Annotated in this window: 14 protein-coding genes, 1 pseudogene and 1 riboswitch; of the genes and pseudogenes, 5 read left to right on the forward strand and 10 right to left on the reverse strand. The window is 62.8% G+C overall.

Features of this window, described 5'->3' with window-relative positions:
* Window positions 1-20 precede the first annotated feature (20 nt).
* Window positions 21-1517: a phosphomannomutase/phosphoglucomutase gene (locus tag ACGYK7_RS09425; protein ID WP_394401425.1), complete on the forward strand. Its 1497-nt coding sequence runs from the start codon at window positions 21-23 to the stop codon at window positions 1515-1517.
* Between the two features lie 76 nt (window positions 1518-1593).
* Here ACGYK7_RS09425 and ACGYK7_RS09430 read toward each other — a convergent pair whose 3' ends face one another.
* From ACGYK7_RS09430 to ACGYK7_RS09450, 5 genes and pseudogenes are all read right to left on the reverse strand, one after another.
* Window positions 1594-2241 carry a phosphoribosylanthranilate isomerase gene (locus ACGYK7_RS09430; RefSeq protein ID WP_394401428.1) on the reverse strand — a complete coding sequence of 216 codons (648 nt, stop codon included), beginning with the start codon at window positions 2239-2241 and terminating at the stop codon, window positions 1594-1596.
* Window positions 2242-2250: 9 nt separating this feature from the next.
* Window positions 2251-2601: a lipopolysaccharide assembly protein LapA domain-containing protein gene (locus ACGYK7_RS09435; protein ID WP_067261428.1), complete on the reverse strand. Its 351-nt coding sequence runs from the start codon at window positions 2599-2601 to the stop codon at window positions 2251-2253.
* Window positions 2601-2885, reverse strand: a complete 285-nt coding sequence (gene ihfB / locus ACGYK7_RS09440; RefSeq protein ID WP_067261426.1) for an integration host factor subunit beta — start codon at window positions 2883-2885, stop codon at window positions 2601-2603. Before ihfB ends, ACGYK7_RS09435 begins: the two co-directional genes overlap by 1 nt.
* A 284-nt stretch (window positions 2886-3169) precedes the next feature.
* Window positions 3170-4864, reverse strand: a pseudogene (gene rpsA / locus ACGYK7_RS09445) (30S ribosomal protein S1); the annotation flags it as partial.
* A 397-nt stretch (window positions 4865-5261) separates the two neighbouring features.
* Window positions 5262-6014, reverse strand: coding sequence for a response regulator (locus ACGYK7_RS09450; RefSeq protein ID WP_394401431.1), 753 nt, complete (start codon window positions 6012-6014; stop codon window positions 5262-5264).
* Between the two features lie 131 nt (window positions 6015-6145).
* Here ACGYK7_RS09450 and trmB point away from each other — a divergent pair, with 131 nt between their 5' ends.
* The 4 genes from trmB (at window position 6146) to ACGYK7_RS09470 (ending at window position 9418) form a co-directional block, all read left to right on the forward strand.
* Complete coding sequence (trmB, locus tag ACGYK7_RS09455; protein ID WP_394401434.1) at window positions 6146-6847, forward strand: tRNA (guanosine(46)-N7)-methyltransferase TrmB; 702 nt, start codon at window positions 6146-6148, stop codon at window positions 6845-6847.
* Window positions 6848-6942: 95 nt separating this feature from the next.
* Window positions 6943-8295: a 3-phosphoshikimate 1-carboxyvinyltransferase gene (aroA, locus tag ACGYK7_RS09460; protein WP_394401436.1), complete on the forward strand. Its 1353-nt coding sequence runs from the start codon at window positions 6943-6945 to the stop codon at window positions 8293-8295.
* Window positions 8292-8795, forward strand: coding sequence for a hypothetical protein (locus ACGYK7_RS09465; RefSeq protein WP_394401439.1), 504 nt, complete (start codon window positions 8292-8294; stop codon window positions 8793-8795). The genes aroA and ACGYK7_RS09465 overlap by 4 nt, the downstream gene beginning before the upstream one ends.
* Window positions 8792-9418: a (d)CMP kinase gene (locus ACGYK7_RS09470; protein WP_394401441.1), complete on the forward strand. Its 627-nt coding sequence runs from the start codon at window positions 8792-8794 to the stop codon at window positions 9416-9418. The genes ACGYK7_RS09465 and ACGYK7_RS09470 overlap by 4 nt, the downstream gene beginning before the upstream one ends.
* Window positions 9419-9464: 46 nt before the next feature.
* Here ACGYK7_RS09470 and metK read toward each other — a convergent pair whose 3' ends face one another.
* The 5 genes from metK to ACGYK7_RS09495 form a co-directional block, all read right to left on the reverse strand.
* Window positions 9465-10646 carry a methionine adenosyltransferase gene (metK, locus tag ACGYK7_RS09475; RefSeq protein WP_394401444.1) on the reverse strand — a complete coding sequence of 394 codons (1182 nt, stop codon included), beginning with the start codon at window positions 10644-10646 and terminating at the stop codon, window positions 9465-9467.
* Window positions 10647-10650: 4 nt separating this feature from the next.
* Window positions 10651-10699: riboswitch (SAM-SAH riboswitch) on the reverse strand.
* 31 nt (window positions 10700-10730) lie between these two features.
* The gene (gene lnt, locus ACGYK7_RS09480; RefSeq protein ID WP_394401447.1) at window positions 10731-12230 is read right to left on the reverse strand and encodes an apolipoprotein N-acyltransferase; all 1500 of its coding nucleotides are present in this window, start codon (window positions 12228-12230) and stop codon (window positions 10731-10733) included.
* Window positions 12227-13129, reverse strand: a complete 903-nt coding sequence (locus tag ACGYK7_RS09485; RefSeq protein ID WP_067261410.1) for a hemolysin family protein — start codon at window positions 13127-13129, stop codon at window positions 12227-12229. Before ACGYK7_RS09485 ends, lnt begins: the two co-directional genes overlap by 4 nt.
* 27 nt (window positions 13130-13156) lie before the next feature.
* Entirely contained in the window at window positions 13157-13702 is a 546-nt protein-coding gene (gene ybeY, locus ACGYK7_RS09490) for an rRNA maturation RNase YbeY (RefSeq protein ID WP_394401450.1), read from the reverse strand.
* Window positions 13677-14666 carry a PhoH family protein gene (locus ACGYK7_RS09495; RefSeq protein WP_394401453.1) on the reverse strand — a complete coding sequence of 330 codons (990 nt, stop codon included), beginning with the start codon at window positions 14664-14666 and terminating at the stop codon, window positions 13677-13679. Before ACGYK7_RS09495 ends, ybeY begins: the two co-directional genes overlap by 26 nt.
* Window positions 14667-14772: the final 106 nt, after the last annotated feature.

Raw genomic sequence — 14772 nt, forward strand, 5'->3', positions numbered from 1 at the left:
CTTAAAAGCGAGTATTTGACGTGAGTAAACCGGCCTCCACCGTGACCCCGAACACTTGGGAATTTCTGCGCGATGCGATGATCACCCCGACAGGCTTTCGCGAATATGACGCGCGTTGGAAATACCCCGACGACATCAACCTGCCCGGCATCACCGCCCTTGGCCTCGGCCTTGGCACGCAGATGCATGCGCGCGGGATCGAACCGGTGATCGCCGTGGGCAATGACTATCGCGACTATTCGCTCTCGATCAAAAACGCGCTGATGCTGGGGCTGATGCAGGCCGGGATCACGGTCAAGGATATCGGCCCGGCGCTTTCCCCAATGGCCTATTTCGCCCAGTTCCACCTCGATGCCCCTGCCGTTGCCATGGTCACGGCGAGCCACAACCCGAACGGCTGGACCGGCGTCAAAATGGGCTTTCAGCGCCCCCTCACCCACGGCCCGGACGAGATGGCCGAGCTGCGCGACATCGTGTTGAATGGCCGTGGTGAACGGCGTCCGGGCGGGGGTTATGAGTTCGTCGACGGCGTGCGCGAAGCCTATCTGGATGACCTTGTCGGTGACTTCAAAATGACACGCAAACTCAAGGTCGTCTGCGCCACCGGCAATGGCACCGCCTCGGCTTTCGCGCCCGAACTCTTCCGCCGCTTGGGGGTCGAAGTCGTCGATAGCCACAACACGCTCGACTACACCTTCCCCCATTACAACCCGAACCCCGAAGCCATGGAAATGCTGCATGACATGGCCAACAGCGTCCGCGCCTCCGGTGCCGATCTGGCGCTTGGTTTCGACGGGGACGGCGACCGCTGCGGCGTGGTAGATAACGAGGGCGAAGAGATTTTTGCCGATAAGATGGGCGTCATCATGGCCCGTGATCTGGCCAAGCTGCACCCAAACAGCACCTTCGTCGCCGATGTGAAATCCACCGGTCTCTTTGCCTCGGACCCTGAATTGCAGAAACACGGGGCCAAGGCGGACTATTGGAAAACCGGCCATAGCCACATGAAACGTCGGGTCAAAGAACTGGGCGCGCTGGCGGGCTTCGAAAAGTCCGGTCACTACTTCTTGGCCGAGCCAATTGGCCGGGGCTATGACTGTGGCATGCGCGTGGCGGTGGAAATCTGTAAGCTGATGGACCGCAACCCCGACAAATCCATGTCGGACCTGCGCCGCGCCCTGCCCCAGACCTATTCGACGCCCACCATGTCGCCCTATGCTTCGGACACCGAGAAATACGACATCCTCGACCGGATTGTGGAAAAGCTTGTCGCCAAGGCCGATGCCGGGGAGAAGATCGGTGGCCGCGCGATTGCCGAGGTCATTACAGTCAACGGCGCGCGCGTCATGCTGGACAACGGCGGCTGGGGCCTCGTGCGGGCCTCCTCCAACACGCCGAACCTTGTCGTGGTCTGCGAGAGCCCCGAATCCGACGCGGAAATGCGCGCGATCTTCGCCGATATCGACGCGGTGATCCGCACCGAGCCGGATGTGGGCGATTACGATCAATCGATCTGATCGCCAATTTTGGCACCAGAACGACAAAGGCCCGGGGCATCGCCACCGGGCCTTTTTTTCTTTTAACTAAAGAGGGTTATTTCAGCGCCGCCTCGCAGAAGGCGCGAATGCGCTCGGCATCTTTCACCCCCGGCGCGCTTTCGACCCCGGAAGAGACATCGACCTGCCGCGCCCCGGTCAGAGCAATCGCCTCCGCCACATTCTCGGCGTTCAGACCGCCGGCGAGCATCCAAGGCCTGGGCCAACGCCGCCCGGCGATCAGTCGCCAGTCAAAGGCCAGCCCATTGCCGCCCGGCAGCACCGCATCCTTTGGCGGTTTGGCATCCACCAGAAGTTGATCCGCGACGGTGACATAGTCGTTCAGCAGCGCCAAATCATCGCGATCCGCCACGCCCACAGCCTTCATCACCGGCAGCCCATAGCGCGCCTTGACCTCGGCCACCCGCGCGGGGCTTTCGCTGCCATGCAGCTGTAGCATGTCCAGAAAGGGCACCGCCGCCAGCAACGCATCCAGCGCCGCATCGTCGGCATTGACGGTCAGCGCGACCTTGCAAATCCCGTCAGGCACGGCTTCGGTCATATGGGCCGCGGCTTCCAGCGACAGATGGCGGGGGGATTTTTGGAAAAAAACGAACCCCAGCGTGCGTGCGCCCGCCAAGAGGGCAGCGGGCACATCGGCAGGGTCGGTCAAACCGCAGATTTTTACGTTAACGTTCTCAGGCATGGGTGGGGTTTAGCCTGCTTCGTCGAGCAGCGCCAGCACCTCATCCTTGCCCTGATGCTTCTCTTCCTTGAGGCGGATCACCTCTCGCTCCAACCGACGACGCTCACGCGCTTGCCGCGCCAGTTCGGCGCGGTGGCCGTGTTCGCGGATCCACTCCCAAACGAAACCCACCAAAAGCCCTACGATGATCCCGCCAAGGATCACGATAAAGAGCGGCAGTTCGATAGAGGGGTTCACGGCAAACCAACCTGAAATCTCGGTCGGAAGCACTTGAAGTGTCACGATATTCCGGTTCGCCAAAGCAACGGAAACCAGTGCAATCGCGAAAAGCGCGATGCAAGCATAACGAATGTAACGCATCAGCTTTTCCCGTTCAGCCGGTCACGCAACAGCTTGCCCGTCTTGAAGAAGGGCACGTGCTTTTCTTCGACATTCACCGTCTCACCCGTGCGCGGGTTGCGCCCCACGCGGGCATCGCGTTTCTTAACGGAAAAAGCACCGAAGCCGCGCAGTTCGACCCGGTCCCCACGCGCCATGGCGCCCGTGATCTCATCAAAGACCGTGTTTACGATCCGCTCAACATCACGCTGATAAAGATGCGGATTGTCGTCAGCGATCTTCTGGATCAGTTCCGACCGGATCATGGCACGTCCCCCGAGAATTTATTGATGTCTTACCCGACTATAGGAAATAACGCCCCACACGGGAAGGTGTTCCGCCAGCGCCGCGATAGATTTTTCGCAGCGAAACCCCTGTTTTTTCAACTTTTTTCCGCCGCCTTTCGGCGCTGAAGGCCGCGGCGCGCGGGGATTGGGCACGACGGGCAAAACCCGCTTCGCGATTCGACCGCGCCCCCGGAACAGCAAAAGGCCCCGCATGTCGCCATGCGGGGCCTTCGCTAAGGTCACATATTCAACGCGGAATATGCTTACTCGTCGTCGCCTTTCAGCGCCGCACCAAGGATGTCGCCCAAGCTCGCGCCGGAGTCGGAAGAACCGTACTGCTGTACCGCCTCTTTCTCTTCCGCGATCTCGCGTGCCTTGATGGAGACGCCAAGACGGTGTGCTTTCGCGTCAACGTTGGTGATGCGCACGTCGACCTTGTCACCGACCGAGAAACGCTCAGGGCGCTGTTCGGCACGGTCACGGCTGAGGTCGGAACGACGGATGAAGCTCTTCATGCCTTCGTATTCGACTTCGATGCCGCCATCTTCGATGGAGGTCACGGTCACGGTCACGATCGAGCCGCGCTTCACGCCGCCCACGGCTTCGGCGAACTTGTCACCGCCGACGTTCTTGATCGAGAGCGAGATGCGCTCTTTCTCGACGTCCACTTCGGAGACGACGGCCTGAACCACGTCACCCTTGCGGTAGTCTTGGATCGCTTCCTCGCCGCGCTGGTCCCAGCTGAGGTCCGACAGGTGAACCATGCCGTCGATGTCGCCGGGCAGGCCAACGAACAGACCGAATTCGGTGATGTTCTTGACTTCGCCTTCGACTTCGGTGCCCTCGGGATGGGTCTCAGCGAAGACTTCCCATGGGTTGCGCATGGTCTGCTTGAGACCAAGGGAAACGCGACGCTTGGCGCTGTCGATTTCCAGAACCATGACTTCGACTTCTTGGCTCGTGGACACGATCTTGCCGGGGTGCACGTTCTTCTTGGTCCAAGACATCTCGGAGACGTGGACCAGACCTTCGACACCGGGCTCCAGCTCGACGAATGCGCCGTAGTCGGTGATGTTGGTCACGCGGCCGCTGTGCACGGAACCCAGCGGGTATTTCGCGCCGACCAGATCCCACGGATCTTCCTGCAGCTGCTTCATGCCGAGGCTGATGCGGTGGGTCTCTTTGTTGATCTTGATGACCTGAACCTTGATGGTCTCGCCGATCGACAGGATCTCGGAGGGGTGGTTCACGCGGCGCCATGCCATGTCGGTGACGTGCAGCAGGCCGTCAACACCGCCGAGGTCAACAAAGGCACCGTATTCGGTGATGTTTTTGACCACACCATCGACGGTCTGACCTTCGGTCAGGTTGCCAATGACTTCGGCACGCTGTTCGGCGCGGGACTCTTCGAGGATCGCACGGCGCGATACAACGATGTTGCCACGACGGCGGTCCATCTTGAGGATTTGGAACGGCTGCTTGAGACCCATGAGCGGGCCTGCGTCGCGCACGGGGCGCACGTCAACCTGCGAGCCCGGCAGGAATGCAACTGCGCCGCCGAGGTCGACGGTGAAGCCACCTTTGACACGGCCAAAGATCGCGCCTTCGACACGCTCTTCTGCGGCATAGGCTTTTTCCAGACGATCCCAGGCTTCCTCACGGCGGGCCATTTCGCGGCTGATGACAGCTTCGCCACGCGCGTTTTCGACTTGGCGAAGGAAAACTTCGACTTCGTCGCCAACTTCGATTTTGGGGGATTCGCCGGGATCAGCAAATTCTTTCAGCTCAACGCGGCCTTCCATTTTGTAGCCGACGTCGATGATGGCTTGGCCCGCTTCGACAGCGATCACCTTGCCTTTGACGACTGTGCCCTCTTGGGGCGTGTCCATTTCAAAGCTTTCGTTAAGAAGCGCTTCGAATTCGTCCATTGCTTTGGTCATGTAGCTTTTCGTATCCTTATCAAATGTTTCTGGCCGCGCGGTTGTCTCCGCCGGTCTGGAGTTGCAATTGGTCGTTGTGGTGGCACCGTGCCGTTCTTGTCAGAAAAGCTCCGACATCAAGCACAGCGGTTGACCCGCAGCCGAACGCAAACAAAAGAGGGCCGGTTGGTACCGACCCTGCCCGTTATATCGCGCCCGAAGCTGTAACCGCCCCTTAGACAGGGCGCGTATAGGCGAATTTTGCCGCTCCTGCAAGGGCTATGGCGTGTTGGCCGGGGAATATGCGGGGTTCTGCCGGGCAAGGGTTCCGTAGCGTGCCCGGGGAAAGAGGGCAGCACAACGGATCAGGCCGAGCGCCGCGCTGCACCCTTTTCTGAGCGATCTGTACCGCCCCCCGCCGCGGTAAGCCTGCCGCTTACCCGCCCCAGCCCGCGCCCAGCCCCGGCGTGGGTTTCGGCGGATTGGCCAGATCCCCTTCGGCAAGGTCACTGCCCTGATAGCTGGCCAAATCCTCAACGAACTCCCAAAGGCGCAGAAAGGTGTCGTCGATCTTGGTCAGCACCTCCGCCACGGCGGCGGGGTTCGACCGGTCCAAGGCCGAAAGGGCGTGCATGCTGTCGGTCACCATCGGCTTGATATCCCGCGCGCATTCCTCGGTGAACCGCCGCAAAACGCTTTGCAATTCACACCGTCTTTGTTCCTGCGTGGCCACGCCCAGTTGCAGCGCGGTCTTGTGAAGCGCGTGAAAGGCGGAACGCCTCAGCGTGCTTTGAGACAGTTCATCCTTTGCGATATAGTCACTACAGCCGCCGCGCAGCGCTTCGATCGCGACCTCGCTCTGCTCTGTCCCGGTGATCATCACCGTGGCGACACCGCCGTTGCGCGGGTGGGCGCGGATCATTTGCAAACCCAGCAAACCATCCCCATCGGGCAGGGTATAGTCCAACAGGATCAAATCGAACGCCCCCTCATCCAATTGCTGGCCAAGGGCGGCAAGGCTCTCTGCCTCCGTCAGGGAGACAGGAAAGTCCAGCCCGCCGCAGAGCCGCTTGATCCGCATCCGGTCAAAGCGCTGGTCATCCACGATCAGAATACGCGCCGCCGCAACAGGTTTCGCCGCGCCATCCGCCCTATTGCCTGCACCGCTTCCGCGTTTTGCCACGCTCATCAGCCGTCCCCCTGCTTTGCCTGGGCATTTAGACCCATGGAGCCTAACAAACGGTTAACCGCCCTCTATTCCCGCGCCGCTCTGAAAGAGGAATGTTGCGGTGGCGCGGCGGGGCCGCTACATGAGCCGCCATGAGTGATACAACACGCCCCCGCCGCAACTTCTATGGCCGCCTCAAAGGCAAGGCCCTGAAGAAGTCGCAAAAGACCTATATCGACGAAGACCTCGACGCGTTGTCGCCGGGGGCCGTCGATTGGGAGAGCAATCCCGACCGCAAGCCCCTCGACCTTGATACGCTGTTTGGCGGGCGCAAGGTCTGGCTGGAAATCGGCTTTGGCGGTGGTGAGCATCTGGTGCATCAGGCCGGGCAGAACCCCGATGTGGGCATCATCGGCTGCGAGCCCTATATCAACGGCGTCGCGATGTTGCTGGGCAAAATCCGACGCGCGGGCGTGGACAACCTCGCCATTCACCCCGGTGACGTGCGCGATATGTTCGATGTGCTGCCCGAAGCCTCCATCGACCGGGCGTTCCTGCTCTATCCCGATCCTTGGCCGAAAACCCGCCACCACCGCCGCCGTTTCGTCACGCCCGAGCATCTTGAGCCGCTGGCCCGCGTGTTGAAACCCGGCGCGATCTTCCGCGTTGCGACGGATATCGAGGATTACGTTCGCCAGACGCTCGAACAGGTGCCGCAGCATGGGTTTGACTGGCTGGCCGAAGGGCCGGACGATTGGCGCGCGCCTTGGGATGATTGGATTTCGACCCGCTATGAGCAAAAGGCGCTGCGCGAAGGGCGCACGCCGCATTACCTGACCTTCCGCAAACACTGAACCGCGCCGCTTGATCGCCAGCCATCGCACGCGCGGCGATGGACGCTGCCGCCCGCCTGCGATAATAGGAACCTTGAGCAGATCAGAGGTACCTCATGTCCAGTCACGGCAGCCCCATTCCCATGTCATCGCGCGCCTGCGGGCCGCTTAGCGGCACCGCCGAAGTGCCCGGCGACAAGTCGATCTCGCACCGCAGCCTGATCCTTGGCGCCATGGCCGTGGGCGAAACCACGATCACCGGGCTTTTGGAAGGGCAAGACGTGCTCGACACCGCCAAAGCCATGCGCGCTTTCGGAGCCGAGGTGGTCGACCACGGCGGCGGCTCCTATTCCGTGCACGGCGTGGGTGTCGGCGGCTTTGCCGAGCCGGACAATGTGATCGACTGCGGCAATTCCGGCACTGGCGTGCGGCTGTTGATGGGCGCGATGGCGACCTCTCCGATCTCGGTGACCTTCACGGGCGATGCCAGCCTCAACAGCCGCCCGATGGCGCGGGTGACCGATCCGCTGGCGCTGTTCGGCACGCAATCGGTGGGCCGCGCCGGGGGCCGCCTGCCGATGACACTCGTGGGCGCGGCCGAGCCCGTGCCGGTGCGCTACACCGTGCCCGTGCCTTCGGCGCAGGTGAAATCCGCGGTGCTGCTGGCGGGGCTGAATGCGCCGGGCAAAACCGTGGTGATCGAGGCCGAGGCCACCCGCGACCATACAGAGCGGATGCTGGCAGGATTTGGTGCCGAGATCACGGTCGAAGAGATTGACGAAGGACGCGTCATCACCCTGACCGGCCAGCCAGAGTTGAAGCCGCAGCATATCGACGTGCCGCGCGACCCCTCCTCCGCCGCCTTCCCCGTCTGCGCCGCACTGATCGTGCCCGGCTCGGACGTGCTGGTGCCGGGCATCGGCCTGAACCCGACCCGCGCGGGGCTGTTCACCACCCTGCGCGAAATGGGCGCGGATCTGACGTATGAAAACGAACGTACCGAGGGCGGCGAGCCCGTGGCCGACCTGCGTGCAAAGTTCTCGCCCAACCTCAAGGGCATCGAAGTGCCGCCCGAACGGGCTGCCAGCATGATCGACGAATACCCCGTGCTCTCGGTCGTGGCGGCCTGCGCCACGGGCGAGACCGTGATGCGCGGCGTCAAGGAACTGCGCGTCAAGGAAAGCGACCGGATCGAGGCCATGGCCAGCGGGCTGCGCGCCAATGGGGTCGCGGTCGAGGACGGGCCCGATTGGTGGACCGTCAAAGGGCTGGGCCATGGCAATATCCCCGGGGGTGCGACCTGTCAGAGCCATCTCGACCACCGCATCGCCATGTCGTTCCTGATCCTTGGCATGGTCGCGCAACAGCCCGTGCAGGTGGATGATGGCGGCCCCATCGCCACCTCCTTCCCGATTTTCGAGCCGCTGATGGCCTCCTTGGGTGCGCAGGTCGAACGGTTGCTTGCGTGACAGGCGACCGGCTGATCTGGCTCAGCCTTTGCGCTGCACTGGCCTTTGCAGCCCTCGCGGGCTTTGCCGAGACACATCTGCGCGCGGCGGGCATGGGCGTTTTGGACGGGCGGCTTCTGGGCTATGATCTGACCGAGGCGCGCGCCTATCTGGCCGCTCTCAGCCCCGCGCAGACGGCGCTGTATCTCGGCCAGTTCCGGCTGGCCGACACCGCCGTCCCCGCCCTTCTGGCACTGGCCTTGCTGCTGTGGTTCCGGCGCTGGTCGGCGGGCGGGCTGCGGCTGGGGCTGACGCTGGCCGTGGCGCTGTATCTGGGGGCGGATTACACCGAAAACATGCTGATCGGACGGCTGGTCGAATTGGGGCCGGACCGGATCACCGCACAGGCCGTCGCAACGGCGAGCCTGTTCACAGTGGCGAAATGGGTGATACTGGCGGGCTGTTTCACGGCGGCCCTGCTGCTTGGCCTGCGGGCCCGGAACAAAAGGAATTTGCAATGACAGATAACAGAGCCAACGGCATCACCGTTGCCATCGACGGCCCCGCGGCGGCGGGCAAAGGCACCGTGGCCAAGGCGGTGGCGGCGCATTTCGGCTTCGCGCATCTCGACACCGGGCTTTTGTACCGCGCGGTCGCGGCCAAGACCCTCACCGGGATGGACCCCGAGGAAGCGGCCCGGACCCTCGCCCCCGTCGATTTGGAAGACCCCAGCCTGCGCAGCCCCGAGGTAGCGCAAGAGGCCAGCAAAGTGGCCGTGATCCCTGCGGTGCGTGCCGCCCTTGTGCGGTTCCAGCGCAGCTTTGCCACCCGCGCAGGTGGTGCGGTGCTCGACGGGCGCGACATCGGCACGGTGATCTGCCCCGACGCGCCGGTCAAACTCTTCATCACCGCCAGCCCCGAAGTGCGCGCACAGCGCCGTTTCGCCGAACTGTCGGGCAAGGGGATCGAGACCAGCTATGAAGACGTGTTGGAGGATGTACGCCAGCGCGACCTGCGCGACATGAGCCGGGACCAAGCGCCGCTGAAACCTGCTGAGGACGCCAAGCAGATCGACACGACGGAAATGGCGATTGAAGATGCAGTGGCCGCCGCCGTGGCCTTGGTCGAGGCGAAACGGGGCTGACCTCCGCCGCGAAAAAGGTGGGCGCTGTCGCCCACCCCCTCAATCCTTACACAGCCGCTTTCAACTGATCGACCAGATCGCGGCGTTCCCAGCTGAAACCGCCATCCGCGTCGGGCGCGCGGCCAAAGTGGCCATAGGCCGCCGTGCGCTGGTAGATCGGCTTGTTCAATTGCAAATGCTCACGAATGCCGCGCGGGGTCAGGTCAATGATCTGCCGGATCGCTTTTTCGATCGCCGCGTCATGGACGTCACCGGTGCCATGGGTGTCGCAATAGATCGACAGCGGCTCGCTCACCCCAATCGCATAGCTAAGTTGGATGGTGCATTTGTTCGCCAGCCCCGCCGCCACAACGTTCTTGGCCAGATAGCGCGCCACATAGGCCGCCGAACGGTCGACCTTGGTCGGGTCTTTGCCCGAGAACGCCCCGCCGCCATGCGGTGCGGCCCCGCCATAGGTGTCGACGATGATCTTGCGCCCCGTGAGGCCCGCGTCGCCATCCGGCCCGCCGATCACGAAAACGCCGGTGGGGTTCACGTGCCAGACGGTGTCGGCGTCGATCCACCCCTCGGGCAGAACCTCGCGAATATAGGGCTCCACGATCTGGCGGATATCGGCGCTGGTCTGGCTTTCGCTCTCATGCTGGGTCGACAGCACGATGGAGCTTACGCCGACCGGCTTGCCGTTCTCGTAACGCACCGAAAGCTGGCTTTTCGCATCGGGCCGCAGGGTCGGCTCGGTCCCGTCTTTGCGCACCTCGGCCAGACGGCGCAGGATCGCATGGGCGTAGTGGATCGGTGCGGGCATCAACTCGGGCGTCTCATCGGTGGCAAAACCGAACATGATGCCCTGATCGCCTGCGCCCTCTTCCTTGCCATCGGCGGCATCGACGCCTTGAGCGATATGCGCGGACTGCGGGTGCAGCAGATTGGTGATCTCACATGTCGCGTGGTGGAACTCATCCTGCTCGTAACCGATGTCTTTGATGCAGGCGCGGGCGATATCCTCGACACCCGCCAGATATTCATCGAGCTTGGCCTTGTTGGCCAGCCCGACCTCGCCCCCGATCACGACGCGGTTGGTGGTGGCAAAGGTTTCGGCGGCGACCCGCGCTTCGGGTTCCTCGCTGATGAAAGCGTCGAGGATGGCATCGGAAATCCGGTCGCAGACCTTATCCGGGTGCCCCTCGGAAACGGATTCCGAAGTGAAAGTATAGTTCTGACGGGACATGTAGTGCTCCAATAAAAATTACGCACCACGTCAGGAAGCCGTTGTGGTGCTCTCCCAACGGCTTAGACAACCGCTGGTGGATGGTCAATCGGCATTCCCCGGGCTGCGACGGCGGGCCACGGCAAGCCCGCCAAGGCAGAGCGCCAGCAGCAGCGTCAAAGGCAAATCACCGCTGCGGCTGTAGAGCGTGGGCGCCAGCGGCGCCGGCAGCGGCGCGTCGATGAAGCCTGCGGAATTGAGCGGCAGCGACGCGATCACCCGCCCCTGCGGGTCGATCATCGCCGAGATGCCGGTATTGGCCGCGCGGGCCATGGGCAGCCCCTGTTCGATCGCGCGCATCCGCGCTTGGGCCAGATGCTGGCGTGGGCCTGCGGCCTTGCCGAACCAAGCGTCATTGGTCACCTGCATCAGGAAGGCGGGCCGGGCCGGAGCGGCGTTCACATCATGGGCAAAGACGGCCTCGTAGCAGATCAACGGCAATGCGGCGCCGAGCGGCCCCAGTTCCAAAACCTGCGCGCCCGGGCCGCTGGAAAAGCCGTTCCCCTCCTGCGCGGCGAGGCCGTGGATCCCGAAACGCCCCATCAGATCCCCCAAGGGCATGTATTCGCCAAAGGGCACGAGGTGATGTTTGTCATAAAGCTGATCGACCGCGCCGCCTTCGTCCAACACAACAAGGGAGTTGAAATAGCGCATGTTCGACCGGCGCTGCACGCCCAGCACCACCGGCACGTCCGAGGCCGCGCCGATCTCATCCAAGGCGCTTCCGGCCATGTCCAGCGACCAGGGGATCGCGGTCTCGGGCCAGATCACCAGATCGGGGGCGGCGCCTTCGTCTTGCGGCGCGGCGGCGGTATAGTCGAGTTGGCGGGAGAAATAGAATTCGAAGGTATCGGGGTTCCACTTATCCCGCTGCGCGGCATTGGGTTGCACCAAACGCACCACATTCTCGGTCAGCACCGCAGGCGGCGCTTGCGGGGGCAGCAGCAACAGCAGCACCGTCGAGAAGGCCAGCACCCCCTGCCCCAATCGCAGGCTCAAAGGGCCACGCAGCAGCAAGATCGCGGCGATGGCGAATAGCCAGAGGTTCAGCGCATAGGGGCCGACCCAGGCGAGCCCCTGCCCCGCCATCACGCCAACCAATGCTTGAGCGGGCATGGCCCATGGGAAGCCGGTGAAGACATAGGCGCGGAGCAGTTCCACCGCCGCCCAAGTCAGCGCCAGCGCCAGCCCGCGTTTCGGCGCGATCCAACGGGCAAGGCCAAAGGCCAGCCCCCAGAACAGCGCCATGCCAGCAGCCAGCAGGATCAGCGCAAAAGGCGCCATCCACCCATGCCGCGCCACATCGACCATGAAGGGCGAAACGATCCATTGCAGCGCATGCAGAAAATAGCCAAAGCCAAAGCCCCAGCCCAAAAGCGCCGCGCGCATCGGCCCGCCGGATTGCGCCCGAAACAGCCAAAACGCCGCCACCAGCCCGGCAAAGAGCAGAATAGGCAGCTCATAAGGCGCTTGCCCGAAGGCTGCGATGGCCCCGGCGAGGGGGGCCAGCAACATCCGGCCCCGCATCGCCAGCCGTTGCCTCATCCCCCGGCCCCTTGGGTGCGGACCCGCAGCCGTTTGATGCGGCGCGGGTCGGCGTCGATCACCTCGAACTCCGGACCATCGGGGTGCAAGACCACCTCGCCCCGCGCGGGCACGCGGCCCGACAGCATAAAGACCAAGCCGCCGAGCGTGTCGATCTCTTCTTCGTCGACGGTCTCATGGTCGGTCAGGGAATGGCCAATCTCAGCCTCGAAATCCCCCAGCGGGGTCTTGGCAAGCGCGAGATAGGTGCCGGGCTTTTCGACCGTCCAATAGGTGCCCTCGTCCACGTCATGTTCGTCTTCGATCTCACCGATGACCTGTTCGATCAGGTCTTCAATGGTCACGAGCCCGTCGACACCGCCATATTCGTCGATCACCAGGGCCATATGCCGCCGCTCGGCCTGCATCTTGGTCAGCAGCACGCCGATGGTCATCGACGGCGGCACATAGACCAAGGGCCGCAGCAGAGTGCGCAGATCAAACTTGGTGTTTTTGCCGTTGAAACCGTGGTTTAGCGCAAGGTCTTTGAGGTGGACCATGCCCACGGGCGTGTCGAGCGTGCCATCATAGACCGGCAGGCGGGTCATCCCGCTTTCCTTAAAGACCGAGACCAACTCATCCAGCGTGGCGCTGACCGGCACGGCGGTGATATCCGCCTTTGGGATCGCCACGTCATCGACCCGCATCCGGCGCAGGTTCATCATGCCATGGCCCGTGGGCCGCTCGGCCTCTGCCGAGGTCTCTGGCGTGTCGTCCTCACTGTCCGATGGGCTTAGCGCCTCGAACACCCGAGAAAAGAAATTACCGGTGCGCATCGCGCCATCATCCGGCTGCTCATGTCTGTCTTCATCTGTCAGCGCGCTCTGCGCCGCGTCAGATGATCCGTCTGTATCGCCCATTGGGTCCCGTCTGTGTTACAAAGCCCCTCAAGGCCCATTTTCCTTATATGGGTCATCATAACCCATTTTGCCAAGTATTTCGCGCTCCAACCCCTCCATCAACGTCGCGTCGGGGTCATTTTCATGGTCATAGCCCAGAAGATGCAACAGCCCGTGCACGATGAGATGGGTCACATGGGCATCTAATGGCTTCTCCGCCGCCTCGGCTTCGGCGGCGCAGGTCTCGAAAGCCAAGGCGATGTCGCCCAGTTCGAGCATCCCGTCAATGCCGGGGGTGACGGGCAGCGGATCGCCGCCCGGGGTGACCGCCCCGCGTTCCTCGGCAGGCCAACTTAGCACGTTGGTCGCCTTGGCCTTGCCGCGAAAGTCTTCGTTCAGCGCAGCGATGCGGGTGTCGTCGCAGGCCAGCAGGGTCATCTCGGCGGTTTTGGCATCAAGGCCGAGATGGCCCAAAGTGGCGCGTGCCGCAGCATGGGCGCGCGCCTCAAGGTCGACCGCCGCCCAGCGGTCGTCTTCGATCACGATGTCGAAATCTTCCAGCATCACGTCAAGCGGCACCGCTATCGGCCTCATAAGCCTCAATAATCGCGGCGACCAACGGATGGCGCACCACGTCTTTAGAGGTGAAGTAGTTGAAGCTGATGCTGGGGATTTGCTTGAGCAGCCGCTCCGCGTCCTGAAGCCCCGATTGCACCCCGCGCGGCAGGTCGATCTGGGTGCGGTCGCCGGTGATCACCATGCGCGAGTTCTGCCCCAACCGGGTCAGGAACATCTTCATCTGCATGGAGGTGGCGTTTTGCGCCTCGTCCAGCACCACGAAGGCATTGGACAGCGTGCGCCCCCGCATGAAGGCAAGCGGCGCAATCTCGATCCGCTTTTCCTCCAGCAGTTTGGCCAGTTGCTTGCCCGGCAAAAAGTCGTTCAGCGCATCATAGAGCGGTTGCATGTAGGGGTCGACCTTGTCCTTCATGTCGCCCGGCAGATAGCCCAGCTTCTCGCCCGCCTCGACCGCGGGGCGGCTGAGGATGATCCGGTCGACATGGCCGCCGATGAACATCGAAACGCCCACGGCGACAGCCAGATAGGTCTTGCCGGTGCCCGCAGGGCCGATGCCAAAGGCCAACTCATTGTCGAAGAGCGACTGCACATAGGCTTTTTGCGCATCGGTGCGCGGCTCAACCCGTTTTTTGCGGGTCTGGATTTCGATCGCGTCCGAGATCGGCATCTCCAACTGGTCGCCCTGACGCACCCCGGTGCCCGCGCCGGAATTGCCCATGCGCAGCAGACCGTCCACATCCGCAGGCTCAACCGCGCGGCCACTCTCCAGCCGGACATAGAGCGCGTTAAGCAGGCTCTCGGCCTTCTCAACAGCCTCGGCTTCGCCCAGAATTTGCAGGTGATTGCCGCGCCGGATGATCTGCACCTCAAGCGATTTTTCGATGGCCGCCAGATGCGCGTCATAGGCGCCGCAGAGGTCGATCAAAAGGCGGTTGTCGGGAAATTCCACCACCCGTTCGGCCGCGGTTTCCGGTGTCATCAGATCAGTTGAAGGCAATGCGCGTATCCTTTGTGAAGCACTGAATGTTGAAATAGTCAGACCGGACCGAATTACCAACCCGTCGCGACAAAAAGGGCCGAAGCGC

This window comes from Sulfitobacter sp. 1A15299, from assembly GCF_043556915.1.
GTDB lineage: Bacteria > Pseudomonadota > Alphaproteobacteria > Rhodobacterales > Rhodobacteraceae > Sulfitobacter.